We start from the raw sequence: 24,243 nt of genomic DNA on the forward strand, positions 1-24,243 counted from the left end.
TCCTGCCGCACGGCACCGACAGTGCGGGGGGACGTACGGGAGGCGGCCCCCGCGGACGCGGAGCGCGGCGCCTACCGGGGACTTCCGCCTCCTCGAATGCACCCTGATGCCCCCCTATGACGGTGCGGCATGCCACCATCGTGCGGGCGGTGACTGGTGATACGAGATCAAGAAGAGACCACGGAGCAGCAGAGCGTGCACCCCGACAAGGCGGAGGGCACCTCTGTGGCACCGGCGCGCCCTGACGAAGCGGCCGATCAGGCCGCCGAAGCGAACCACGAGCAACCGTTGCACGACCCCGACTGTGCGGAGGGGGACGCGCACACTGAGCAGGTCGACGGCGACGAACCGCTGCTCCCCGCGCGCGTGCACCGCCCCTCCGACCTCATGCGGCTCCTCGTCGGCCTGCTCGCCGTCGTCGTACTGCTGGCCATCGCGGCGTTCGCGCACGGCACGACCTCGGGCTTCGCCCAGGACATCGACAAGGGCACCGGCCAGGCACCCGACCTGCTGACCAAGTTCGCGGGCCTCGCGTCGAGCATCGCCATCCTGCTGGTGCCGGTCGCGTTCGCCATCGAGCGGCTCATCAAGCGCGACGGCCTGCGGATCGCGGACGGAGTGCTCGCCGCCGTCCTCGCGCACGGGGTGACCCTCGCGACGGATCTGTGGGTCGCCAAGGCCGCCCCGCAGTCCATCCAGGAAGCGCTCACCACGGTGTCGCCCGGCGACATCCACGCGCTGACCGACCCGGTGCACGGCTACCTGGCGCCCGTCATCGCCTATATGACGGCCGTCGGTATGTCCCGGCGACCACGGTGGCGCGTCGTGCTGTGGGTGGTGCTGCTGCTCGACGCCTTCGCGATGCTCGTCACCGGCTACACGACACCGTTCTCGATCATCCTGACGGTCCTCATCGGCTGGACCGTCGCCTACGGAACGCTGTACGCCGTCGGCTCCCCGAACGTGCGTCCCACAGGGCAGACCCTCCTCGCCGGCCTGCGCCACGTCGGCTTCCACCCCGTGAACGCCTCCCGTGAGGAAGCCCAGGAGGGCACCACGGAGAACGGCGACCGGGGGCGGCGCTACTTCGTCACCCTGGAGGACGGCCCGCCGCTCGACGTCACAGTGGTCGACCGGGAGCAGCAGGCCCAGGGCTTCTTCTACCGCGTGTGGCGACGCCTGACGCTGCGCGGCATCACGCAGCGCCGCAGCCTCCAGTCGCTGCGCCAGGCCCTGGAGCAGGAGGCGCTGCTCGCCTATGCGGCGATCGCCGCCGGGGCGAACGCGCCGAAGCTGATCGCGACGTCCGAGCTCGGCCCCGATGCCGTCATGCTCGTCTACGAGCACGTCGGCGGCCGGTCCCTGGACTCGCTCCCGGACGAGGAGATCACCGACGAGCTGCTGCGCGACACCTGGCACCAGGTGCAGGCGCTCCAGTCGCGGCGGATCGCGCACCGCAGGCTGGCCGGCGACGCGATTCTGGTGGATCGTTCCGGCACGGTGATCCTCACGGATCTGCGCGGCGGCGAGATCGCCGCGAGCGACCTGGTGCTCCGCATGGACATTGCCCAGCTGCTCACGACGCTCGGCCTGCGGGCGGGCGCCGAGCGCACCGTCGCGTCCGCCGTGGAGGTCCTCGGCCCGGACACCATCGCCGACTGCCTGCCGCTGCTGCAGCCGATCGCGCTCACCCGCTCCACCAGAGCAACGCTGCGCAAGCTCGGACGTGAGCGTGCCCAGCGCGAGCGCGAGGCCGTCCTGGAGGCATCCAGCAAGGCGAAGCAGACCCGCATCGAGGAGGCAGCCGCCAGCGACACCGGCAAGGTGTCCGTACGCGCCGAGAAGAAGTCCGAGAAGGCGGAGCGGCAGGCCGAGAAGCGAGCACTCGACGAGGCACTGGAAGAGGCCCGCGAGGAGGATCTGCTGACCCAGATCCGCCATCAGGTGCTGCGCATCCGCCCGCAGGCGCCCGTCGAACCGGCCCGCCTGGAGCGCATCAGGCCGCGCACGCTGATCAGTTTCATCGCCGGTGCGATCGGCGCGTACTTCCTGCTGTCGCAGCTCACCCACATCGACTTCGGGGCGATCGTGGGCGAGGCCGAGTGGGGCTGGGTCGGCCTCGCGGTGCTGTTCTCCGCGCTCAGCTACGTGGCCGCCGCGATGAGCCTGCTCGGCTTCGTGCCGGAACGCGTTCCCTTCATGCGGGCCGTCGCAGCCCAGGTCGCCGGGTCCTTCGTGAAGATCGTGGCGCCGGCGGCGGTCGGCGGAGTGGCGCTCAACACGCGGTTCCTGCAGCGTGCTGGGGTACGTCCGGGGCTCGCCGTGGCGAGTGTGGGCGCCTCGCAGCTGTTCGGCATGGGCAGCCACATCCTGCTGCTTTTGACCTTCGGTTACCTGACGGGGACGGAGAAGACGCCCTCCTTGTCGCCGTCCCGCACGGTCATCGCGGGCCTGTTGACCGTCGCCGTGCTCGTCCTTGTAGTGACGTCGATTCCGTTCCTGCGGAAATTCGTCGTCACGCGCGTGCGCTCACTTTTCGCCGGTGTCGTGCCGCGCATGCTCGATGTGCTGCAACGGCCGCGGAAACTGCTCACCGGCATCGGCGGCATGCTGCTGCTGACCGCCTGCTTCGTGATGTGCCTGGACGCCTCGATCCGCGCCTTCGGGGACGAGACCACGACCACGATCAGCCTGGCCAGCGTCGCGGTGGTCTTCCTTGCCGGTAACGCGCTCGGCTCCGCCGCCCCGACACCGGGCGGCGTGGGCGCCGTCGAGGCGACCCTGACGGTGGGCCTGATCGCGGTCGGCCTGCCCAAGGAGGTCGCGGCGCCCGCGGTGCTGCTGTACCGGCTGCTCACCCTGTGGCTCCCCGTCCTCCCTGGGTGGCTGTTCTTCAACCACCTCACAAGGAAGGGCGCCCTCTAGGCGACTTGGGCATCCCGCTGCGGCGACGTCCTCACTCGCACAGCCCGCAGCCCGAGCGCCCTGCACCCCGCCGCCGCAGGATGGACGCATGCCCAATCCGTCCTGGTCCCGTACCGCTGCCCTGACCGCCGCCACCCTGCTGTCCGTATCGCTCGCGGCGTGCAGCAGCGACACGGACGACAAGGTGGATCTCTCCTCCCAGGAGCTGAGCTGGAAGGACTGCCCCGCGCCGGCCGAGTCGCAGGGCGGCGGCGACGCGCCCTCTCCGCTTCCCGGCGGAGCCGCGTGGCAGTGCGCCACCATGAAGGCGCCACTCGACTGGAACGACCCCAAGGGCGACACAATCGACCTGGCGCTGATCCGCGCCAAGGCGAGCGGGGACAAGGACAGGCGCATCGGCTCGCTGATCTTCAACTTCGGCGGCCCCGGCGGCTCCGGAGTCACCACCCTCCCCGCCTTCGGCTCCGAGTACGCGAAGCTGCGCACCCGGTACGACCTCGTCAGCTTCGACCCGCGCGGGGTGGGCCGCAGCGCCGGCGTCACATGCGAGGACGACAAACAGCTCGACGAGTACTTCCAGCAGGACTCGACGCCGGACGACGCGGCGGAGCAGAAGAAGCTCGTCGGCAACATCAAGACGTTCAACGGCACGTGCGAGAAGAACTCCGACAAGATCCTCCCCCACGTGCGCACCACGGACGCGGCCCGCGACATGGATCTCATGCGCCAGGTCCTCGGCGACGACAAGCTGCACTACTTCGGCATCTCCTACGGCACCGAACTGGGGGGCGTCTACGCCCACTTGTTCCCCAAGAAGGTGGGCCGCGCCGTGTTCGACGGCGTCGTCGACCCCACACAGGATCCGGAGGAGGGCGCGCTCGGCCAGGCGAAGGGCTTCCAGCTCGCCCTCGACAACTACGCGAAGCACTGCACGTCCCAGGCAGAGGACTGCCCCGTCGGGGACACCCCGCAGGACGTCAAGACCAAGATCGCCAAGCTGTTGGACGAACTCGAGGAGAAGCCGATCCCGGGCATCTTCCCGCGCGACCTCACGCAGACCGCGGCGACCAACGGGGTCGCCCAGGCCCTGTACTCGCAGGATTTCTGGGAGTACCTCACCGAGGGCCTCCAGCAGGCCTACGACGGCGACGGCAAGGTCCTCATGGCGTTGTCCGACTCGATGAACGGGCGCAACGAGGACGGCAAGTACAGCAATATCCAGGCCGCGAACATCGCCATCAACTGCGCCGACGACAAGCCCCGCTACTCGGCGAAGGACGTCGAGGCGAAGCTGCCGGAGTTCCGCGAGGCATCCTCGATGTTCGGTGACTATCTGGCCTGGGGGATGCTCAACTGCTCCGGCTGGGCCGTCGACGGGGCTGCCGAGCACCCGGACGTCAGTGCCCCCGGCTCCGCCCCGATCCTCGTCGTCGGCAACACCGGCGACCCTGCCACCCCGTACGAGGGGGCGAAGAAGATGGTCGCCGCGCTCGGAAAGGGCGTGGGCATCGAGTTGACGTACGACGGCGAGGGACACGGGGCCTACGACAGCGGAAACAAGTGCGTGCACGGCGCCGTGAACACCTACCTCCTCAGCGGGAAGCCCCCGAACGAGGGAACGGTCTGCAAGTGATCCCGGAGTTGTCCACAGGCCGAGTCGGATGTCCGCGGCCCCTCCTACGATGGCCTGACTGTCTCTCGAACGGGGGCAGTTGAGGGGGGAGGTGCCATGGCGGCACAGGATTCGCGTGCGCCCACGAGCGCACGCACACGCCGGGGAAAAGGGGCCCGCGCACTGGCTCTGGCCGCGGCCGTCATGCTGACGGCCGGGCTGGTCGCGGGTTGCAGCGGCTCGGGCGAGCGCGCCGACGGCGGCGATCCGACGTCACCGTCGGCATCCGCCGCACGCCCCGGCGACGCGGCGCCGGGCGACGACGACTCCCCCGCTCTGCCCTCGTCGCTCACCGACCAGCGCCTCGACTGGGGCCGCTGCCGGGCGCACGCGGGCTCGCCCGCACCCGGATCCGACTGGCAGTGCGCGACGCTCAAGGCCCCACTCGACTACGCCAAGCCGGCCGGGCCCACGATCGACCTCGCTCTGATCCGCACCAAGACCCGGGGCGAGAAGAGCGAGCGGATCGGGTCCCTGCTGTTCAACTTCGGCGGCCCCGGCGGCTCCGGAGTGGATCTGCTGCCGGCCTTCGCCCCGCAGTACTCGAAGCTGCGTGAACGCTACGATCTGGTGAGCTTCGATCCACGCGGCGTCTCGGCAAGCCGTGGGCTGCGCTGCCGCAGCGACAAGGAGACACAGGCGGCGGAGGCCGTCGACCTCACCCCGGACACCAAGGCGGAGGAGGAGGCGTATCTCCAGGACGCCGTCGCGTTCGGCAAGGGCTGCGGCAAGCAGGCCGGAGCACTGCTCGCCCATGTGTCGACCACCGAGGCCGCGCGCGACATGGACCTGATGCGCCGGACCCTCGGGGACAAGAAGCTGCACTACATGGGTGTCTCCTACGGCACCGAACTGGGCGGAATCTACGCCCACTTGTTCCCCGACAAGGTCGGGCGGCTCACCATGGACGGCGTGGTCGATCCGACCGCGGGGCGTATTGGGCAGGCCGAGAACCAGGCGCGCGGGTTCCAGCGGGCCCTTGAGAACTACTTCAGGTCACGCGGCAAGGACCCCGGGGAGGGCGTGCGTGAGATCGCCGCGCTCCTCAAGAAGCTCGACGGGAAACCTCTGTCCGTTCCAGGCGGCCGGGAGTTGAACGAATCACTCGCGACGACGGGTATCGCGGTCACCCTGTACAGCAAGAACAGCTGGCCCGCCCTGACACGCAGCCTGCGGGACGCGGAGCGGGGCGACGGCAGCACCCTGCTCGCGCTCGCCGACTCGTACAACGACCGTGACGCGAGCGGGCGTTACGGCACGGCGAGCCACTCCCAGCGGGCGATCTCCTGCCTCGACGACAAGGTGCGTCCCACGGTGCGGGAGACGAAGGAGCGGCTCGCGAAATTCCGGGAGATCTCGCCCGTGTTCGGGTCGTACATGGGCTGGGACACGGCGGGCTGGTGCCACGACTGGCCGGTGCCCGGCCAGTGGAGCGACCCGGATGTGAGCGCGCGGGGAGCGGCGCCCGTTCTTGTCGTGGGCAACACCGGCGACCCGGCGACTCCCTACGAAGGGGCCCGCCGCATGGCCGATGAGCTGGGCAAAGGCGTCGGCGTCGAGCTGACGTGGAAGGGCGAGGGGCACGGGGCGTACGGCTCCGGCAGCGCCTGCGTGGACTCGGCGGTCGACGCGTATCTCCTGGAGGGGCGAATACCGCACGACGGGAAGGTGTGCTCCTGACGGCGGGCGTCCGCCCCGAAACGGCGGACGGGCCTCGCGCAGCGTGCGCGAGGCCCGTCCGATCAGCTCACAGCAGCTGAGCCGAGGCTCAGTAGACCGGCTTGTCCGGCTCGATCTGGTTGACCCAGCCGATGACGCCGCCGCCGACGTGCACGGCGTCCGCGAAGCCCGCGGACTTCAGCACGGCGAGGACTTCCGCACTGCGGACACCCGTCTTGCAATGCAAGACGATCTTCTTGTCCTGCGGCATGTCCTGGAGGGCGGTGCCCATCAGGAACTCGCCCTTCGGGATCAGCTTGGCGCCCGGGATGGAGACGATCTCGTACTCGTTCGGCTCGCGAACATCGATGATCTCGATCTTCTCGTCGCCGTCGATCCACTCCTTGAGCTGCTTGGGAGTGATCGTGGAGCCGGCGGCCGCCTCCTGCGCCTCGTCGGACACGACGCCGCAGAAGGCCTCGTAGTCGATGAGCTCGGTGACGGTCGCGTTCGGCCCGCAGACCGCGCAGTCGGGGTCCTTGCGGACCTTGACCTGGCGGTATTGCATCTCCAGGGCGTCGTAGATCATCAGGCGGCCGACCAGCGGGTCGCCCACGCCGGCCAGGACCTTGATCGCCTCGGTGACCTGGATGGAGCCGATGGACGCGCAGAGCACGCCCAGGACGCCGCCCTCGGCGCAGGACGGAACCATGCCGGGGGGCGGGGGCTCCGGGTACAGGCAGCGGTAGCACGGACCGTGCTCGGACCAGAAGACCGAGGCCTGGCCGTCGAAGCGGTAGATGGAACCCCACACGTAGGGCTTGTTGAGCAGCACGCACGCGTCGTTGACGAGGTAGCGCGTCGCGAAGTTGTCCGTGCCGTCGACGATCAGGTCGTACTGGCTGAACATGTCCATCACGTTGTCGGCCTCGAGCCGCTCCTCGTGAAGGATCACGTTCACGTACGGGTTGATGCCGAGGACCGAGTCCTTCGCGGACTCCGCCTTGGACCGGCCGATGTCGGCCTGGCTGTGGATGATCTGGCGCTGCAGGTTCGACTCGTCGACCTCGTCGAACTCCACGATGCCGAGCGTGCCCACGCCGGCGGCGGCCAGGTACATGAGGGCCGGCGAGCCAAGGCCACCGGCGCCCACACAGAGCACCTTGGCGTTCTTCAGCCGCTTCTGCCCGTCCATCCCGACATCCGGGATGATCAGGTGGCGGGAGTACCTGCGGACCTCGTCTACGGTGAGCTCAGCAGCTGGCTCGACCAGGGGTGGCAGCGACACGGGGACTCCGTTGGTCGGTATCTACGTACGGTTGTTCCGTCTGTAACACTGCCACGCCCCCCTTCATTCCGAGACACCGCGTCCGATGCGCGAGACGATTTCGTCCCAGTAGCCGGGCATCGCCTCCCACGGGTCGGTCGAGCCGTCCCGGTCCGTGCGATCGGTGAAGTAGATCGTGCCCGCGCCCTGCCAGCGCGCGATGCGCAGCGCCTCCTCGAGATGACCGAGTGGCATCCCGTGGACGAAGTGGCAGAAGCGCTCGTGCGGGTAGTCGGCGGTCCACTCGGCGACCTGGGACCAGCGATAGTCGCTCCAGGGGCCGGAGAAGGTCACCAACTGGTCGGCGTTCTCGGCGTATCCGGGGTACGGGTGGGTGCCGTGATTGAACACGATGTGCGCGTCGTCGACGAGGGCGCGCAGGGTCGTGGTGGCGCGCCGGACCTCGGGGAGCGCGGCCCGCTCGGTGGGGCAGCGGTCGAAGTAGAAACCGTCCACCTGGTACCAGTCGAGGAAGCGGTGGGCGTCGGAGACGAGTTCACCGAAGGCGCGGGCGCCATAGGTCAGGTCCAAGTGACCAAGGACACGCACCCCGGCCCGCCGCAGCCGCCCCGCCGCCTCCAGGCAGTGCTGGTCGGGGCGGGAGCCCGGACCATTCGCAATATTCAGAACAACCCAGTGCAAAGGCGTTTCGGGGCGGGTGAGTTCGGCCCACTCCGCGGGTGCGACGAGGGGGTGTGCGAAACCGGGGACACCGAAGCCGAGTCGTACGTCGGTGCTCGACAGGCCGGTCGCGGTCGGGGTCAGATACGGCATGCCGCCTCCATCCAGATGTCGGCGAGGGACTCTTCGAGGTTGATGCGGGGACGCCAACCGAGCCGGTCGCGGGCCGTGCGCACGTCGGCCTGCTGCCAGCTGCCGCAGCCGTCGGGGTACGGATACGCGGTCGGCACGGGCGGCATCCCGTGGTCTGATTCGGTGCGGGGGTGGCCGACGGATGGCCGCATCCCGACGGCTGGGCCGTCGAGTTCGTGGAGGGATCCGCCGAAACCGGCGACGCGGGCGAGCACGGCGGCGGCGTCCCGCAGCCGCACGGCGCGGCCCGAGCCGATGTTGATGACGCCCTGCGCGGCGGAGAGCGACGCGGCGTGCACGGCGCGCGCCACATCCCGTACGTCGATGAAGTCGCGCTGTGCGCCGAGGCCGCCCAGCTTCAGCTCCCCGTCGCCGGCCTGCATCGCGCGGCGCATCGCCTCCGCAAGCCGGCCGAGCGGGGATCCGGCCGGGGTGCCGGGCCCCGCGGGCGAGAAGACGCGCAGGACGACGGCGTCGAGGCCGGAGCCGAGGACGAGTTCGGTGGCGGCGAGCTTGCTGACGCCGTACGGACCGCCGGGCCTGGGCACCGCGTCCTCCGCGGTGGACGAGCCGGGCTGCGAGGGCCCGTACTCGGCGCCGCAGCCGATCTGCACGAGGCGGGCGCCGCACCCGCTGCGCCGCAGGGCCTCGCAGACGGTGGCGACGGCCACGGTGTTGTGCCGGGTGAGGTCGCGGGCGCCGCCGCGGGTGGCGCCGGCGCAGTTGATGACCACTCCGGGGTGGACGGCGTCCAGGAAGCGGGTGAGTGCTCCCGGGCTGCCGGTGGCGAGGTCGAAGCGGACGTCGGCGTCGTCGCCCCGGCCGAGCGTGGTGAGCTGCACGGCGGGGTCGGCCAGCAGGCGGTCGGCGACGAAGCGGCCCAGATACCCGTTGGCTCCGATCAGCAGAACCCTCATCGGGTGCCTCCCAGGGCTCGCGCTGCGGTCCCTCGGAGCGCCCCGAGGGCGCCGCGCGCTGCGCGCGGGGCGCGCCGGTCGTGGATTCCGCGCTGCCCGTGCGGTCCGGAGTATCCGGCGTATCCGGCGCCTCCGGGAGGAGGGGTGGTCATCTGGCGTTCTCCTTATGGGGGTTGCCCTGGGTCTTCGGATGGGCCCGCGGTGTCGGCCCAGCGGGAGATGGGTGGATCTGGTCATGTGGCGAGTGCCGACCGTGGCGGCGCGGTGCGCTCGACGGGGGCGGTGGTGTCGGAGGTGGTGGTCACGGCGCCCAGCCGGTCGGGGCGTCGACGTTCGCGTGGGCGGAGGCCCGGGTCAGGGTGCGGGTGGCGTGCACGAGGAGGACGAGGGCGGCGACGGTGCAGGAGACCGTCGGGACGACACCCGCGCCGACCGCCTCGACGGCGGTCTCGACGGGCAGGCCCAGGACGTCGCAGCCGGGCAGGCGGGCGGCGAAGACCGTGGAAACGGCCAGGACTTCGACGGCGACGGCGGCGCCCAGCGCGAGCGCGGGCGCGTGCGTGCGGCGGTGCGCGGCGAGGAGCCGGGAGAGCAGCAGCAGAACGCCCAGGGCGCCCGCTCCGGCGTGGTCCACCTTCTCGTCGAGTACGGCCCCGGCCAGCGCGAGGAGTGCGATGAGGGCGAGCGCGAACAGGGCCACCGCTCCGAGGAGCAACGGGCGGACGGAGGAGGCGAATTCGGCGAGACCGTGACTCGTGGCGAGGCGGCGCCGTGCTCCGCCCGAGAAGAGCTGGGCGCACCAAGCGGCCGGAGCCACCGCGACGGCGAGCGCGACCAGTGGCGCGAGCGCGGGGGCCCAGGGTTCGTCGGGCCCGCCGGCGAGCGCGGCGTCGAGGAGTCCGTCGCCGAGGAGGGCGTAGGCGAGCAGCCAGCAGGACCACAGCCGTGCCGAGGGGGCGGAGGGGCCGTCAACCGCGCGCAGCGGGCCGTGGCGGAGCGTCGTGCGCAGGGCGACGAGGGTGGCGAGCGCACCGACGAGGCCGACGACCAGGCGTGCGGTGCCCGCCGTGGCGTGGAGGCCGAACAGTGTGAGCGCGCAGACGGCTCCCGGCAGCAGCGCGAGCACGGCCCACAGGCCGCGCACTCCGGTGGGGGGAGCGGTGTGCTCGACGACGGGTTCGTACGGGCCGCCGTCCCTCGACGCGCGGGCGTACATCTCCTCGGCGAGCGAGAACACGTCCCTGTGGCGGAAGCGGGCGGCGGTCCTGTCGGTGACGCCGTGGGCCTCGAGACCCGCGGCGATCTCCAGCGGGTCGACGGCCCGCTCGCACAGGTCACGGTGCCGGTGCATGAGGCCCTTGACCGGGTCGGCGCCGGAACGTCGTTGTGCGGGGCGGGAGTTGGTGCCCCGGGCTTCGGGCTCGGGCCGCCCCTGAGACTCCGCGTCGCGCGGGCCGACGATCCGTGCGACATCGGCACGGTGGTCCGCCTCCGTACGGGCGTCGGCGTCGGCGTCGGCGTCATGAGCATCCGGATCACCGGTGTCGGCACCACTGACCCCCGTGCCACCCGGCTCAACGTCACTGGCCGCGCCGTCATCCGGCCCGGCACCGCTCGGCACCACGTCAGAGGGGCCCACGCCACGGGACTCCACATCGCGAAAGTCCGCGACACGGGGCCCCACGTCACCGGAGTCCACGACACGGGGCCCCACGTCACGGGACTCGACATCACGGGACCCCTCGTCACGGGCCCCCGCATCACGACCCCCGTCTTCGAGGGCGGGCGACCGCCACGCCGCGGGATCGCCCAGCAGCCCCATGTCCAGGCGGTCCAGGCTGTCCAGGTCGCCAAGGTCACCCAGGTCGGCCTGTTCCGTGGAGGCCAGGCCTCCGCCATCCGCAGCACCACCGTCGGCACCGGCACTGGAACCAGCACCGGCACCCGCATCGCCGCGCGCCCCCAGCGCCTCCGCCGACCCGGCGCCCCACGCCCCGGCGCTCACCGGTACCCGGGGCGCATCGGCGTCGCCCCCGGTACCGGTGTCGCCGAACGCGGCACGCTCACTCGTGCGTTCGCTGATCCGCCCGGTCATCCGTCCGCCTCTCCGCTGCCCTGCGTCATCCCGGCCAACTGCTCCCGCGCACCGCCGTCGGCTCCCCAACTGGTGCCTGCCGCCCCGCCCGAGCGCCCCGGCGGTCGGCCGCCGCTCCGGTCACCCGTGCTCTGCGTGGTCCAGCGGCCCGGCACATGGGCCTCCGGCGGGTAGGCGAACGGCAGGGGGTCGCCCGCGTCGTCGACGACCTCCCGGCGCACCGGGAAGCGCGAGACGATCTCCAGGTAAATGCTGTGAAATGCCGTGACGTTCTGTTCGACGGTGAACAGCTCCAGGGCGCGCGCTCGCGCGGCCGCGCCGAGCCGTTCACGCCGTGCGGGGTCGCGCAGCAGCGCCACGCACGCCTCCGCGAGCGCGCGCGGATTGCGCGGCGGCACCACGAGCCCCGTGCCACCGATCACCTCGACGACGGCGCCCGCGTCCGTGGACACCGTCGCGCGCCCGCAGAACATGGCCTCCACCAGGCTGACCGGGAATCCTTCGACGACGCTGGACAGGACGACGACACCGCAGGAGCCGTAGACATCGGCGAGGTCGGGGGCCTCGGGAGAGCCCAACTCCTCGAAGGAGACGGGGTTCTCGCCCACGGCGTGGATCCCCTCCGCCTCGTCCGGGAAGAGCTGCGCGGCGAGGGCCTTGCAGTGCCCGAGATACAGCGCCGCCTCGCGGTCCGCCACGGGGTCCGATGCCTCCGCCCCGCCGCCGGACCCACCGGACGGCCTCCCGGAGACGAAACCGTCGGCCGGCCATCCGCCGCCGCCCACAAGGCCCGCGCCCGCGGCAGCGCCCGCTCCGGCGCCGGGGGCCGCCCCGGCCTCCGGCACGCCGACGATGCGCAGCCGCGCCCTCGGCTCCTCCTTGCGGACCTCGGAGAACGCGTGCAGCAGCGAGATCAGGTCCTTGGAGGGGTCGATGCGCCCGACCCAGACGACGGTGTCCGGATCGCCCGGCCCCTCCCGCTCGCCCACCGCGGTGAAGTGGCCGGCCTCCATGCCGGGGTGAATGGTGCGCAGCTTGGCGCGGTCGGCGCCGCACCGCTCCTGCCAGCGCCGCGCGTGCGCGTTGCCGGGCGTGATCACGGTGGCCTGCCGGTAGACCTCGGCGGCGAGTCGGCCGTGGAAGGCGGCGAGGAGCGCGCGCACCGGCGCGCTCAACTCGGCGTCGCCCGCGGCGAGGTACCGGGCCCTGAGCTGCACCCCGTACTCCGTGACGAGCAGCGGTACCCCGTAGAAGTGCTTGGCGATCAGGCCGGGCAGAGCGGCCGCGCCGCCGGAGGCCGCGTGGCAGAGGTCGACGGACGCGAGCCCGCCCCCGCCGGACAGCCCCGTGGGAAAACCTGAAGAAGAAGCAGAAGGAGCCGCTGAAGAAGAACCCGAGTCGCCCGCCACAGCGCCTGACGAAGCGCCCGACGGCGAACCCGCAGCCGCCTCCTCCACACCCGAAACCCGCGCCGCCCCCGCCGCCGAACCGGACACCGCCCCCGAAGCCGACACCGACCCCGAACCCGCCCCCGTCGCGCGGCCCGAGGCGTCATACCCGGACCCGTCCTCGTACCAGTCCAGCGACAGCGGCCGCAGCTCACGCTCCACGCGCGCCGCGAAGGAGAGCAGATCGGGCACGCGCGCCGCGCGCACCGCACGGAGCGCGCCGGGCGCGCGGCAGGCGCGCTCCAGGATGCGTACGGCGGCCTCGGAGCGCAGGGAGACGCCCAGGCCGCCCTCGTCGCGGGCGAGTTCGGCGAGCCCGTACAGCGCGCTGGCGAAACGGTCCGCCTCGCTCGTTTCCATGGCATGGGACGTCGCGTCGGCCGACACCACGGCCTCGACCAGCTCCCGGTACAACGCGGCGAACCGGCGCCGCGCCCGCCGCCCGTACACGCCGTCGCGCGCGCCGCTCTCGTTCCCGGAGGCCGCAGCCCACATCGGTGCAGTCCGCACGCGCATGACCTGAGGCGGCAGTTCGAGCCACCCCGCGTCTTCCTGCTCCTGACTGGTGGAGAGCGCGTAGATGTCGAACTCGTGCTGCTCGAGCCCGCGCACAAGCCGGTCGCACCAGAGTCTGGCCTCACCGTTCACATACGGATAACCACCCTCGGTAAGCATTCCGATGCGCACGCGCACACCCCCGATCTCCCGTACAGGGAGCCGCCGTTGGTTTGGCGGCTCGCAGCGGGACGAACGTATGCGGACATGCCGGTGGCGTGATGGACGGTTGTCCATCACGCCACCAAAAGGGGTGAACGGGCGTAACTTTCCCGTGCGCGCGACGTTTGGTCGCGCTAAGAGAGCGAACGGCTACGGATAGCTACCGAGCGTCAACCCTTGGGAAAGGCCCAGGGGTTGGGCTTGCACGTGATTCCGTCGGCCGACAGGAACTTGGTCTGCTGTTGCATGACCGGCGCGAGCGCGCCGTTCTGCGAGCAGGTCACGTGATTGAAGCCGAGCCGGTGCCCGACCTCGTGGTTGATGAGCATCTGTCGGTACGGGTGGATGGCGTTGTCGCCGAGCACCTTGTCGTACGTCTCCGAGCCCTGGGCCCACCGATACGCGTTGATCATCACGCGGTCGGTCGCCGCGGAGTCGCACGACACGTTGTCCTGGGTCGTGTCGAGGCCCGACTTCGCGCACCAGTCGGCCGTCGTGCCCGGGCTCGCGAGCGTGATCACGAAGTCCGGCTTCCCGGAGGAGACGCGCTCGAAGGTGCGGGCGTTGTCGTGGGCCCAACTCCGCTTGTCGTTCAGGGTCTTCTGCACCGCCTGCGCGAACAGCGCCCCATCGAGCCCGAGCCCCTTCTCCACGTCGACCCGGTAGCTGAACTTCTGCCCGCTGCCCGGCGCCTTGGCCTGCCCGGGGACCGCCGCGAACGCACCGGACGCCTTCAGGTCCGCCGCGAGCGAGTACTTCTTGGCCATCTTCTGCCCGTACGTCACCGGGGCGGCCGGCGCCGTCTCCTTCGGGGCGGCCCGCTGGTCCGTGCGCGAGGCGGAGCCACCGTGCGGTCGGCTGCCCTCGGCGGCCTGCGCCCGCGCGTCACCCGCGGAGCCGCCGTCCTTGTCGGCGACCTGCCCAGCGACGACCACGGCGAGCACCGTGGTGACGGCCGCGGCGGCGATGCCCGTGAAGGTCATGCCCCGGCCACGCCGCTCGCGCCCACCGTCGGCCCCGGCCGGCGTTCCGTCCTCCGGTAGCACGGGCGGTTCCGCGTCCCACTCGGTCACGCGCGCGTACGGGTCCGTGGCCGCAGGGGCGTCGACACCCGTGGAAGCGTTGGAACTCGCCGGGGCATGGAAGCCCTTCGGGGCGTCGAACGCGTCGATGTACTCCTGACGCGGGTGCGCCTGAGCCGGCGCCTCCTGGACCGGAGTGCCCTGCGGCGGCGTGCTCCGAACGGAAGCGTCCTGAGCCTGAGCGCCTTGAGCCGCAGCACCTTGAGCCGCAGCACCTTGCACCGGAGCGCCTTGAGCCGGTCGTTCCTGCCGCGGTCGCGGCCCCGACAGCGGCGCATCGGCGGGAACCGTCACCCCGTGCTCGGGACCGCGCGCCGAGGCGACCGGGCCCGCGACCGGCGGCACGGCCGTGCCCCAGCCGCCACCCGGCTCCCGCGCCTCGGGGTGACCGCCACGCACCGGATCGGCCCCTGGGCGCGCGGACGTGTGCCCAAGGAAGGGCGGACGTCCGGACGCCGGCGGCGGGGCGGGCGCGGGCTGCGGCGCCTCGGTGGGCCCCCGTCGTCTGCGCCCGGTGCCCACGCCCGACCGCGACGGGGCGTGCGCCTCGGCCTCCATCTGTACGTCGACAGCGTCCTGCGCGCCGTCTGCCGATCCTCGGCGGCGATGCCGTCCCACAGGCCGCCTCAGCTCCCCAATGTCGTGTGGTCGTCGGTGCCGGACGCGTCACTCGCGGCGTCACCGGCACTACTGGCGCTCCCGCGCCTCTTGTTCAACGCTTCGGTGTCCGCGAGGAGTTCCCGGAACGCCGTAGCGACGGTACGCGGATACTCCATCATCGCGACATGCCCCGCGTCCGGGAGCGTGAGCAGCCTCGAATCCCGGAAGGCACGCGCCGCGCGGGCCGCCATCCGGTACGAGACCAGCAGGTCACGCCCGCCGTATATGAGCTGCGTCGGCGCGAGCACGCGCTCGGCCTGGCGCCAGAGGCCGTGCTGCCCGCCGAGCGTGTACGCGTTCACGACACCGCGCGCGGAGCGGGCCATGGCATCCCAGAAGTACGGCAACCGGAGCCGCCGCTCCATCTCGTCGACGGCCACCCTGAAGCCCTCGGGCGTGACCCGGTTCGGGTCTCCGTAACAAAGGGCCATCACGCCGCGCACGCGCTGCTCGGGCGTCCACTCCTTCGTCAGGCGCGTGAAGAGCGGGGCGACACCGGGCACCGCGAGCAGCCCGGTCGGCAGGGCGGTGCGCTGCACCCGGATCTCCGGCAGCGCCGGCGACACCAGGGTCAGCGTGCGGACGAGATCGGGGCGCGCCGCGGCCACGCGCGTGGCGATGGCTCCGCCCAGCGAGTTCCCGAAGAGGTGCACGGGGCCGCTGCCCTGTGCGTCGAGATAGCGGACGATCCCGCGCGCGTGCCCGGTCACCGAGTAGTCGCCGTTGTCCGGTGGGGGCGAGTCGCCGAACCCCGGCAGGTCGACCGCCTCCCCGTCGACGACGTCCGCGAGCAGCGGCATCAGCGCCGACCAGTTCTGCGAGGAGCCGCCGAGCCCGTGCACGTACAGCGCCGGCGGCAGCCCCTCGTGCGCTCCGGGACGGGACCGGACCGACAGCGTCAGACCGGGAAGTCCGACCGAGCGCACGTGCTCCCCCTCGGCGACGTCGACGGCGCCCGGCTTGGGCGTCGCGGCGGCGATGGCGGCGGGCACGCGCGGCGACTCGGTCGAAGACATGCGACATATGTTACGAGACGATCACACTGTGGATCGCGTGTTCGCCGTCACAGATCCGAACGCGGCACGACCGGGCGGGTTCGTTCAGGAGTCCCCTCAGGAGATCCCTTGTCACTCAAGGGATTGCCGAAAGGTCGCATCGCGCCCCGATCGGGTGTCTCCTACGCTCGATATCAGGGCACCCGTCCACGCACGGACAGGTGACGAAGGGAGCCACCGATGACGGTCGACCCGAGCGACCCCGAGACCTTCACGGAGCGCCGCCCCGCCGAGCCGGGGGTGGAGACCCCCGAGGCCGACAGCGCGGAGCAGTACACGGAGCTCACGCCCGAGCAGGACGACGAGCCCGACGCGGAGGCCGACCCGGGCACCGCGAACGAGGCGGACCGGGCGGAGCAGGCCCGCGTCGTGGCGATCGACGAGGACGACTATCGGTGACCGCTGCACCGATACCGGTGAACGGTGCGTCATGATCCACCCATTTGTGACCACAGATGTGACATCGGGCTCACTACATGCGGTTTTCACGGGAGTCCGGTCCGTGAAATTCTGCGCTCGCACCGCGCACATCAGGGTTACCCAAAAGTACGATGGCGTCGCGGCGCACACCGCACACGGACAATCTTGGGAGGCGGCGTGACAGCCATCGAGCAGACGGAGGCAGCGCGCCCCAAGGGCACACGCCTGCCGCGCCGTGCCCGACGCAACCAACTTCTGGGCGCGGCCCAGGAGGTTTTCGTCGCGCAGGGGTACCACGCGGCCGCGATGGACGACATCGCCGAGCGGGCCGGCGTCAGCAAGCCGGTGCTCTACCAGCACTTTCCCGGCAAGCTCGAGCTCTACCTGGCGCTGCTCGACCAGCACTGCGAGTCCCTGTTGCAGTCGGTGCGCACGGCGCTCGCCTCCACGACGGACAACAAGCAGCGCGTCGCGGCGACCATGGACGCCTACTTCGCGTACGTGGAGGACGAGGGCGGCGCGTTCCGGCTCGTCTTCGAGTCGGACCTGACGAACGAGCCGGCGGTGCGCGAGCGCGTCGACCGGGTCAGCCTGCAGTGCGCCGAGGCGATCTCGGACGTGATCGCGGAGGACACGGGCCTGTCCAAGGACGAGTCGATGCTGCTGGCGACGGGCCTCGGCGGCGTCTCGCAGGTCGTCGCGCGCTACTGGCTGTCCAGCGCCAGCCCGGTCGAGCGCGACACCGCGGTGCAGCTGCTGACGTCGCTCGCCTGGCGCGGCATCGCGGGCTTCCCGCTGCACGGCGCAGAGCACCACTGAGCGCGCCCCACTGAGCGCGCCCCGTGCGCGTCCGGGTACCCATTCAGTTGTTCCCGTCCCGCTGTTCGCTCTTGGCGTGCAGCCGTGGCGCCAGGAGTCTCGCCTGGCCGGGCTAATGTTTGCTGGGTACGGCGCGGTGTTCCGCGCACATCACGGATCGTCGGAGGGACAAGGCCGTGGAGGTCAAGATCGGCGTGCTGCACACGCCTCGCGAGATCGTTCTGGAGAGCGACCAGTCCGCCGAGGAGGTCGAGAGCGCGGTGTCCGCGGCGCTGTCCGGCAAGTCCCAGCTCCTCTCCCTGAAGGACGAGAAGGGCCGCAAGGTCCTGGTCCCCGCCGAGCGCCTCGCCTATGTCGAGCTCGGCGAGCCGTCGGCGCGGAAGGTGGGCTTCGGCCCGCTGTAGAACGTCGTGGAAACGTCCCGGAAGGGACGCGCGGACAGAACGTGAAAGGCCTGATGGCACGGCTGCCATCAGGCCTTTTGCGTGGTCACAGCGAACGCATGGACAACCCCCGCGCGGAGGGTTGCACCCCGGGGGCCAGGGGTAGACCGGCTACGTCCGACACGCACCCAACGGCCGCGCGGGAGGTATCCGCACCATGCTTCTCGAAGTTCTCGGCTCCGTACTGCTCGGCATGGCACTCGCCCTCGGGGCGGGCCGCCGACTGCCGCACCGGCTGCCGTCACGCACGCTCGTGCTGCCGACCGGCGTGGCGGGCGCCCTCTTCGGGGCGTTCGTCACCCACAGCGCGCTCGGTCCCGGCCATTCGATCGCCACACTCGTGGGCGCGGTCGCGATGTCCGTGGCCCTGCTCTCGCTGCTGCTGCGTCCCACCCGGGGCAGAGCGCGGCAGCAGCTGACTCCGTACGCGTAGCCGAAGAGCGCGGGCGGCGGGTCCCAGGGCCCGCCGGCCTGCCGTTCGGACCAGGCCCTAGGCGGCCAGTCCCAGCGCCGCCATCCGCTTGGTGTGCGCCTCGGTGATCCGCGAGAACATCTTGCCGACCTCGGCCAGGTCGAAGCCGTCGGCCACGCCCCCGACCAGCATCGTGGACAGCGCGTCGCGGTCCGCGACGACCCGCTGCGACTGCGACAGCGCCTCACCCATGAGCCGCCGCGCCCACAGCGCGAGCCGGCCGCCCACGCGCGGGTCGGCCTCGATCGCGGCACGCACCTTCTCCACGGCGAACGACGCGTGGCCGGTGTCGTCGAGCACGGCGAGGACGAGCGAGCGGGTGTCCGAGTCGAGGCGGGCCGCGACCTCCCGGTAGAAGTCTGACGCGATCGAGTCGCCGACGTACGCCTTGACCAGGCCCTCCAGCCAGTCCGACGGGGCGGTCTGGCGGTGGAAGCCGTCGAGCGCGCCGACGAACGGGTCCATCGCGTCGGTCGGCTCCACGCCGATCGCCGAGAGCCGGTCGCGCAGCTGCTCGAAGTGGTGGAACTCGGCGGACGCCATCTTGGCCAGCTCCGCCTTGTCGGCCAGCGTGGGCGCCAGCTTCGCGTCCTCGGCGAGCCGCTCGAACGCCGCCAGCTCTCCGTACGCGAGCGCGCCCAGCAGGTCGACGACGGCGGCCCGGTAGTTGTCGTCCGCGGCCGCGGTGGCCCAGTCCTGGGCGGCGATCCCGGTCGGAGCTTCGGTGGCGGGCGTGGCGTTGTCAGGCGTCTCCATGAAGCGCACAATAGCCCGCTCGCCGTGTCGCGGAAGGCCCTGGTCAAGGAGTGTGACGACGGCTACGTGACCCATTCGGCCATCGCACATGCGCGATTCCGGGGTATGGTGGTAATGAGCCCGCCGAGTGCAAGGCGCTGCAAAGGCGTTTCTGCGCACTTTCGGACGGGCCTCATGAATGAGGATGCCCGGTCGGAGGCCCGATCGGCTCCGACCCGACAGCCCTCTGGGTCGTACGTCACAAGGCGTACGGATCGAGGAGGGGCCCTCAGCGGCACGAGCGCTCGAGCGTCGGCAGTGGTCCCGCGCCATCCGGTCCACCCGATCCCCGCAGACCGCGGCTCGAGTCCGGTGTACCAGACCGGCACGGTCGAGAAGACCCCCGCGTTCGCCTCGCGCCGCACCTCACAGAAGAGGCAACACCCTGACTACGCAGACTTCGACATTCCGCCAGCTCGGCATTCTTCCCGAGACGGCGGAGGCCCTTGAGGCCGTCGGCATCATCAATCCCTTTCCCATCCAGGAGATGACCCTCCCCGTCGCCCTTTCCGGCACGGACGTCATCGGACAGGCCAAGACCGGCACGGGCAAGACCCTCGGTTTCGGCCTTCCGCTCCTCGAGCGCGTCACCGTCCCCGCGGACGTCGAGGCCGGCCGGGCCACGCCCGAGCAGCTGACCGACGCCCCGCAGGCCCTCGTCGTCGTCCCGACGCGCGAGCTGTGCCAGCAGGTGACCAACGACCTCCTGACCGCCGGCAAGGTGCGCAATGTGCGCGTCCTCGCCATATATGGCGGGCGGGCGTACGAGCCCCAGGTCGAGGCCCTGAAGAAGGGCATCGACGTCGTCGTCGGTACGCCCGGGCGACTGCTCGACCTGGCAGGCCAGAAGAAGCTGAACCTCTCGCACGTCAAGGCGCTCGTCCTCGACGAGGCCGACGAGATGCTCGACCTGGGCTTCCTGCCCGACGTCGAGAAGATCATCAACATGCTTCCGGCGAAGCGTCAGACGATGCTGTTCTCGGCGACCATGCCGGGCGCCGTCATCGGCCTGGCCCGCCGCTACATGTCGCAGCCGACGCACATCCGTGCCACGTCGCCGGACGACGAGGGCGCGACGGTGCGCAACATCGCGCAGCACGTGTACCGCGCGCACAACATGGACAAGCCCGAGATGGTCGCGCGCATCCTCCAGGCCGAGGGCCGCGGACTGTCAATGATCTTCTGCCGTACGAAGCGCACGGCGGCCGACATCGCGGACCAGCTCAAGCGCCGCGGCTTCGCCTCCGGCGCGGTCCACGGCGACCTGGGCCAGGGCGCCCGTGAGCAGGCCCTGCGCGCCTTCCGCAACGGCAAGGTGGACGTCCTCGTCTGCACCGACGTCGCCGCGCGCGGCATCGACGTCGACGACGTGACGCACGTCATCAACTACCAGTCCCCCGAGGACGAGAAGACCTATCTGCACCGCATCGGCCGCACCGGCCGCGCGGGCAAGAAGGGCATCGCGATCACGCTGGTGGACTGGGACGACATCCCGCGCTGGCAGCTGATCAACAAGGCCCTCGAGCTGGACTTCAACGACCCGGTCGAGACCTACTCCTCCTCGCCGCACCTCTACGAGGAGATGAACATCCCGGCAGGCACCAAGGGTGTGCTGCCGCGCTCGTCGCGCACGCGCGCCGGGCTCGACGCCGAGGAGATCGAGGACCTGGGCGAGACCGGTGGCCGCGGGGCGTCGTCCTCGCGTGGCGGCCGCGGTGGCCACGGCGACCGCGATCGTGACCGTGGCCGGAGCCGGGACCGCGAGCAGCGCGAAGAGCGTGAGCGCCCGGCGCGCGCGCCGCGCCGCCGTCGCCGCATGCGCGGTGGCGAGCCGGTCGGCGCCGGCGAGGCCACGGCCGCGCCCACGTCCGCTGCTCCCGCCACTGCTTCTGCCCCCGCTCCCGTCGAGGAGTCCGCCGAGCCGCGGACGCCGCGCCGTCGCCGTCGTACGCGCAATGGCGCCGGCGCCCCGTCGGTCGCACCGGTGGCCCCCGCCGCCGAGGCGGTCGTGGAGACGGTCGAGGCGGAGGTTCCCGCCCAGCCGCGTCGTCGTACGCGCAAGAAGGCCGAGGCCGTCGTCGAGACGGTGGAGGCCGTGCCGGCGGCCGCGGAGCCGGAGCAGGCCGCACCGAAGGCAAAGCCCGCTCGCACCCGTAAGAAGGCGGAAGCCGCGGTCGAGGTCGCCGAGGCGAAGCCGGCCACCCGGACCCGTACGCGGAAGAAGGCCGAAGCGGCCGTCGACACCGCGGAGGCCGCCGAGGCCAAGCCGGCCACCCGGACGCGCACCCGCAAGAAGGCCGAGCCCGCCGCCGACGCCGCGGAGGCGAAGCCCACCACGCGTACGCGCAAGAAGGCCGAGCCGGTCGCCGAGGCGGCGGACGCGAACGAGGCGAAGCCGGCCCGTACGCGGACGCGCAAGAAGGCGGAGGCCGCGGTCGACACCGCGGAGGCCGCCGAAGCGAAGCCCGCCACGCGGACCCGCACGCGGAAGAAGGCCGAGCCCGCCGCCGAGACCGTCGAGGCGGCCGAGGCGACGGAGGCGAAGCCGCGTCGGACGCGCAAGAAGGCGGAGGCCGCGGTCGACACCGCGGAGGCCGCCGAGGCCAAGCCGGCCACCCGGACGCGCACCCGCAAGAAGGCCGAGCCCGCCGCCGACGCCGCGGAGGCGAAGCCCACCACGCGGACCCGGAAGAAGGCCGCACCGGCCGCCGAGACCGCCCAGACGGCCGAGGCGACCGAGGCGAAGCCGCGTCGGACGCGCAAGAAGGTCGAGGCCGCCGAGGCCTGATCGGTCCACGGCGAAAGGCCCGGATCCCGCTGCTGCGGGGTCCGGGCCTTCGTTGTCGGTGGCTGCGCGTAATCTCGGCACATGAGCAGGCCCGCGACCTTCACCCCGCCGCCCGGCACCCGTGCGCACCGCCTCCGCACCGCCCGTGGCGACTTCGCCGCGCTCACCGGCGAGCCGGCCGAGGACCCGGTCCTGGGCACCGCCCTGCTGCTTCCCGGGTTCACGGGGAGCAAGGAGGACTTCATCGAGCTGCACGCCCCGTTGAGCGCGGCCGGTTACCGGACCGTCGCCGTGGACGGCCGCGGGCAGTACGAGTCGGAGGGCCCGAAGGGCGACGAACGGCCTTACGGGCAGCGCGAGTTGGCGCGCGACGTGCTCGCACAGGTGGCAGCGCTCCGGGCCACCGGAGGAGTCGGCCGGGTGCATCTGCTGGGCCACTCGCTCGGCGGACTCGTCGCGCGCGCGGCGGCCATCGAGGACCCCGCGCCCTTCGCCTCGCTCACGCTGATGTCCTCGGGCCCCGCAGCCGTGGCGCCGCCCCAGCAGGAGCGCGCCAAGCTGCTCCAGGACGCTCTCGCCGCGCTCGACATGGCCCAGGTGTGGGAGGCCATCCAAGGTCTGGACGCCCCCGAGGACGCCGCCGACCTCCGCGGCGACGGCGAGGACCTGCGCCGCCGCTGGATGCGGAACAGCCCGGCCCAGCTCATCGCCACGGCGGCGCAGCTGCGCACGGAGCCGGACCGGGTCGACGAGCTCGCCGCGCTCGGCCTCGCGTGCCATGTGCTGTCGGGCGAGCGGGACGACACCTGGCCGGTGCCGCTGCTCGACGCCATGGCGGCGCGCCTCGGCGCGGAGCGCACCGTCGTCGCCGGGGCCGAGCACTCCCCCAATACCGACCAGCCGGGGGCCACGGCCGCCGCGCTCGCCACCTTCTGGGACCGCCACCCGGCGGCGTAGAACCGTAAAACCGCAGCTCACAGGCGCCTCCCGGCACTACTGACGCGCGAGTCATTAGCCGCTCGAAAAATTTCCTTAGCGTAGGGAATGTTTGCAGCGGGCAACTCGTTGTACCCACTGGAACGCGCGGCACTGCGGCCGCGCAATTCACTCTTAACGGCCGGGCAACCGCCCGGCCGTACGGCGGGACCAGGCTTGTATCGGCTCCCGCACCAGTAGTTCTCCTTCAGGAGGATCACCAGACGAAGGGAGAAGCCCATGCGCTTCGAAATCATGCGACTCGACGATGTCGACGGCACCGCCGTGGACAGCACCGTCGTGGACGCCGCCTCCGTCAACCGGATCGTTCAGCAGGCCGCCGCCATCGGGCAGCGCCTCTACATCCGCCCGGCAGAGTCGTCCGCCTCGTAACGGCGTAAGCGACTCGCACACTTCGAAGCCCCCGTACGCACGATGCGTACGGGGGCTTCGCTGTTGTCGTGGGTTGTCGTGGGTTGCCGTGGGCGGTCAGGAGCCCTGGATCACCTGCGTCACGCCGTTGATGATCTGCTGCACCGCGATCGCGGACAGCATCATGCCCGCGAGCCGGGTCACCAGGACCACGCCGCCGTCCTTGATGACGCGGATGATCACCAGCGAGTAGCGCATCACCAGCCACAGCACGACGTGGATCGCGACGATCGCGGACCAGACGGAGAGCTGGTCCCCCATCGAGTCCGCGTCCTGCACGGCGAGGATCACGGAGACGATCGCGCCGGGCCCGGCGAGCAGCGGCATGCCGAGCGGCACGAGGGCGACGTTCACGTCCTTGGTCTGCTTGGGCTCGTCCGTCTTGCCGGTCAGCAGGTCGAGCGCGATCAGGAGCAGCAGCAGGCCACCGGCGATCATCAGGGCCGGGACGGAGACGTGCAGATAGGCCAGGATCTGGTTGCCCAGGACGCCGAACACGGCGATGACGCCGAAGGCGACGCACACCGCCTGGAAGGCCATGCGCTTCTGGACCTTGGCGGGGCGGCCCGCGGTGAGGGCGAGGAAGATCGGGGTGATTCCGGGGGGATCCATAATCACAAAAAGCGTGAGAAAAAGGGATCCGAAGACGGCAGCGTCGAACACGGTGGGGTGCCTTGCGAGAGTGGTGCGGAAGGGTGGGTCGGGTCACGTACGGGGCGCGTACGTGGC

The 24,243-nt window shown here is 71.5% G+C and carries 19 protein-coding genes; 10 read left to right on the forward strand and 9 right to left on the reverse strand.

Going from position 1 to position 24,243, the window contains the following annotated elements:
- The first annotated feature begins 156 nt into the window (after positions 1–156).
- From ACIA8D_RS30360 to ACIA8D_RS30370, 3 genes are all read left to right on the forward strand, one after another.
- The gene (locus ACIA8D_RS30360) at positions 157–2,925 is read left to right on the forward strand and encodes a lysylphosphatidylglycerol synthase domain-containing protein (RefSeq protein ID WP_399237308.1); all 2,769 of its coding nucleotides are present in this window, start codon (positions 157–159) and stop codon (positions 2,923–2,925) included.
- Between the two features lie 88 nt (positions 2,926–3,013).
- Positions 3,014–4,558: an alpha/beta hydrolase gene (locus ACIA8D_RS30365; protein WP_399237309.1), complete on the forward strand. Its 1,545-nt coding sequence runs from the start codon at positions 3,014–3,016 to the stop codon at positions 4,556–4,558.
- Between the two features lie 183 nt (positions 4,559–4,741).
- The gene (locus tag ACIA8D_RS30370) at positions 4,742–6,277 is read left to right on the forward strand and encodes an alpha/beta hydrolase (protein ID WP_399237382.1); all 1,536 of its coding nucleotides are present in this window, start codon (positions 4,742–4,744) and stop codon (positions 6,275–6,277) included.
- Between the two features lie 88 nt (positions 6,278–6,365).
- On the opposite strand, the gene moeZ is transcribed toward ACIA8D_RS30370, so the two are convergent.
- The 7 genes from moeZ to ACIA8D_RS30405 all read right to left on the reverse strand — a co-directional run bounded on the left by moeZ (position 6,366) and on the right by ACIA8D_RS30405 (position 16,331).
- Positions 6,366–7,544 carry an adenylyltransferase/sulfurtransferase MoeZ gene (gene moeZ, locus ACIA8D_RS30375; protein WP_399237310.1) on the reverse strand — a complete coding sequence of 393 codons (1,179 nt, stop codon included), beginning with the start codon at positions 7,542–7,544 and terminating at the stop codon, positions 6,366–6,368.
- A gap of 63 nt (positions 7,545–7,607) precedes the next feature.
- Positions 7,608–8,357 (reverse strand): spherulation-specific family 4 protein, encoded by a 750-nt coding sequence (locus ACIA8D_RS30380; protein WP_399237311.1) that lies wholly within the window; start codon positions 8,355–8,357, stop codon positions 7,608–7,610.
- Positions 8,345–9,313 carry an NAD-dependent epimerase/dehydratase family protein gene (locus ACIA8D_RS30385; protein WP_385768595.1) on the reverse strand — a complete coding sequence of 323 codons (969 nt, stop codon included), beginning with the start codon at positions 9,311–9,313 and terminating at the stop codon, positions 8,345–8,347. Before ACIA8D_RS30385 ends, ACIA8D_RS30380 begins: the two co-directional genes overlap by 13 nt.
- Before the next feature lie 301 nt (positions 9,314–9,614).
- Positions 9,615–11,408: a hypothetical protein gene (locus ACIA8D_RS30390; RefSeq protein WP_399237313.1), complete on the reverse strand. Its 1,794-nt coding sequence runs from the start codon at positions 11,406–11,408 to the stop codon at positions 9,615–9,617.
- Positions 11,405–13,543 (reverse strand): DUF3492 domain-containing protein, encoded by a 2,139-nt coding sequence (locus ACIA8D_RS30395; protein WP_399237315.1) that lies wholly within the window; start codon positions 13,541–13,543, stop codon positions 11,405–11,407. Before ACIA8D_RS30395 ends, ACIA8D_RS30390 begins: the two co-directional genes overlap by 4 nt.
- Before the next feature lie 200 nt (positions 13,544–13,743).
- On the reverse strand, positions 13,744–15,273 hold the full coding sequence (locus ACIA8D_RS30400) for a DUF3152 domain-containing protein (RefSeq protein WP_399237316.1): 1,530 nt from the start codon (positions 15,271–15,273) through the stop codon (positions 13,744–13,746).
- 8 nt (positions 15,274–15,281) lie between these two features.
- Complete coding sequence (locus tag ACIA8D_RS30405; RefSeq protein WP_399237317.1) at positions 15,282–16,331, reverse strand: alpha/beta fold hydrolase; 1,050 nt, start codon at positions 16,329–16,331, stop codon at positions 15,282–15,284.
- Positions 16,332–16,550: 219 nt separating this feature from the next.
- On the opposite strand from ACIA8D_RS30405, the gene ACIA8D_RS30410 reads away from it, so the two are divergent.
- From ACIA8D_RS30410 to ACIA8D_RS30425, 4 genes are all read left to right on the forward strand, one after another.
- Positions 16,551–16,769, forward strand: a complete 219-nt coding sequence (locus ACIA8D_RS30410) for a hypothetical protein (RefSeq protein ID WP_399237318.1) — start codon at positions 16,551–16,553, stop codon at positions 16,767–16,769.
- Positions 16,770–16,967: 198 nt separating this feature from the next.
- Positions 16,968–17,609, forward strand: a complete 642-nt coding sequence (locus tag ACIA8D_RS30415; protein ID WP_306317972.1) for a TetR/AcrR family transcriptional regulator — start codon at positions 16,968–16,970, stop codon at positions 17,607–17,609.
- A gap of 176 nt (positions 17,610–17,785) precedes the next feature.
- Complete coding sequence (locus tag ACIA8D_RS30420) at positions 17,786–18,013, forward strand: DUF3107 domain-containing protein (protein WP_326013968.1); 228 nt, start codon at positions 17,786–17,788, stop codon at positions 18,011–18,013.
- Between the two features lie 196 nt (positions 18,014–18,209).
- Positions 18,210–18,485, forward strand: coding sequence for a hypothetical protein (locus ACIA8D_RS30425; RefSeq protein ID WP_399237319.1), 276 nt, complete (start codon positions 18,210–18,212; stop codon positions 18,483–18,485).
- 57 nt (positions 18,486–18,542) lie between these two features.
- Here the strand turns inward: ACIA8D_RS30425 and ACIA8D_RS30430 are convergent, their stop codons facing one another.
- On the reverse strand, positions 18,543–19,280 hold the full coding sequence (locus ACIA8D_RS30430) for a ferritin-like fold-containing protein (protein WP_399237320.1): 738 nt from the start codon (positions 19,278–19,280) through the stop codon (positions 18,543–18,545).
- A gap of 526 nt (positions 19,281–19,806) precedes the next feature.
- On the opposite strand from ACIA8D_RS30430, the gene ACIA8D_RS30435 reads away from it, so the two are divergent.
- The 3 genes from ACIA8D_RS30435 to ACIA8D_RS30445 all read left to right on the forward strand — a co-directional run bounded on the left by ACIA8D_RS30435 (position 19,807) and on the right by ACIA8D_RS30445 (position 23,475).
- Positions 19,807–22,107 (forward strand): DEAD/DEAH box helicase, encoded by a 2,301-nt coding sequence (locus ACIA8D_RS30435; protein WP_399237321.1) that lies wholly within the window; start codon positions 19,807–19,809, stop codon positions 22,105–22,107.
- 81 nt (positions 22,108–22,188) lie between these two features.
- Complete coding sequence (locus tag ACIA8D_RS30440) at positions 22,189–23,064, forward strand: alpha/beta fold hydrolase (RefSeq protein WP_399237322.1); 876 nt, start codon at positions 22,189–22,191, stop codon at positions 23,062–23,064.
- A gap of 258 nt (positions 23,065–23,322) precedes the next feature.
- Positions 23,323–23,475, forward strand: coding sequence for a hypothetical protein (locus ACIA8D_RS30445; RefSeq protein ID WP_306317966.1), 153 nt, complete (start codon positions 23,323–23,325; stop codon positions 23,473–23,475).
- A 96-nt stretch (positions 23,476–23,571) separates the two neighbouring features.
- Here ACIA8D_RS30445 and ACIA8D_RS30450 read toward each other — a convergent pair whose 3' ends face one another.
- The gene (locus ACIA8D_RS30450; RefSeq protein WP_399237323.1) at positions 23,572–24,177 is read right to left on the reverse strand and encodes a MarC family protein; all 606 of its coding nucleotides are present in this window, start codon (positions 24,175–24,177) and stop codon (positions 23,572–23,574) included.
- Positions 24,178–24,243 lie beyond the last annotated feature (66 nt).

The organism is Streptomyces sp. NPDC051684 (assembly GCF_044453445.1).
GTDB lineage: Bacteria > Actinomycetota > Actinomycetes > Streptomycetales > Streptomycetaceae > Streptomyces.

Coding starts and splice junctions, on each gene's coding strand:
- ACIA8D_RS30365 (WP_399237309.1), top strand. CDS start 3,014: ATGCCCAATCCGTCCTGGTCCCGTACCGCTGCCCTGACCGCCGCCACC.
- ACIA8D_RS30370 (WP_399237382.1), top strand. CDS start 4,742: ATGCTGACGGCCGGGCTGGTCGCGGGTTGCAGCGGCTCGGGCGAGCGC.
- ACIA8D_RS30380 (WP_399237311.1), bottom strand. CDS start 8,357: ATGCCGTATCTGACCCCGACCGCGACCGGCCTGTCGAGCACCGACGTA.
- ACIA8D_RS30385 (WP_385768595.1), bottom strand. CDS start 9,313: ATGAGGGTTCTGCTGATCGGAGCCAACGGGTATCTGGGCCGCTTCGTC.
- ACIA8D_RS30390 (WP_399237313.1), bottom strand. CDS start 11,408: ATGACCGGGCGGATCAGCGAACGCACGAGTGAGCGTGCCGCGTTCGGC.
- ACIA8D_RS30405 (WP_399237317.1), bottom strand. CDS start 16,331: ATGTCTTCGACCGAGTCGCCGCGCGTGCCCGCCGCCATCGCCGCCGCG.
- ACIA8D_RS30410 (WP_399237318.1), top strand. CDS start 16,551: ATGACGGTCGACCCGAGCGACCCCGAGACCTTCACGGAGCGCCGCCCC.
- ACIA8D_RS30425 (WP_399237319.1), top strand. CDS start 18,210: ATGCTTCTCGAAGTTCTCGGCTCCGTACTGCTCGGCATGGCACTCGCC.
- ACIA8D_RS30430 (WP_399237320.1), bottom strand. CDS start 19,280: ATGGAGACGCCTGACAACGCCACGCCCGCCACCGAAGCTCCGACCGGG.
- ACIA8D_RS30435 (WP_399237321.1), top strand. CDS start 19,807: ATGACCCTCCCCGTCGCCCTTTCCGGCACGGACGTCATCGGACAGGCC.
- ACIA8D_RS30440 (WP_399237322.1), top strand. CDS start 22,189: ATGAGCAGGCCCGCGACCTTCACCCCGCCGCCCGGCACCCGTGCGCAC.
- ACIA8D_RS30445 (WP_306317966.1), top strand. CDS start 23,323: ATGCGCTTCGAAATCATGCGACTCGACGATGTCGACGGCACCGCCGTG.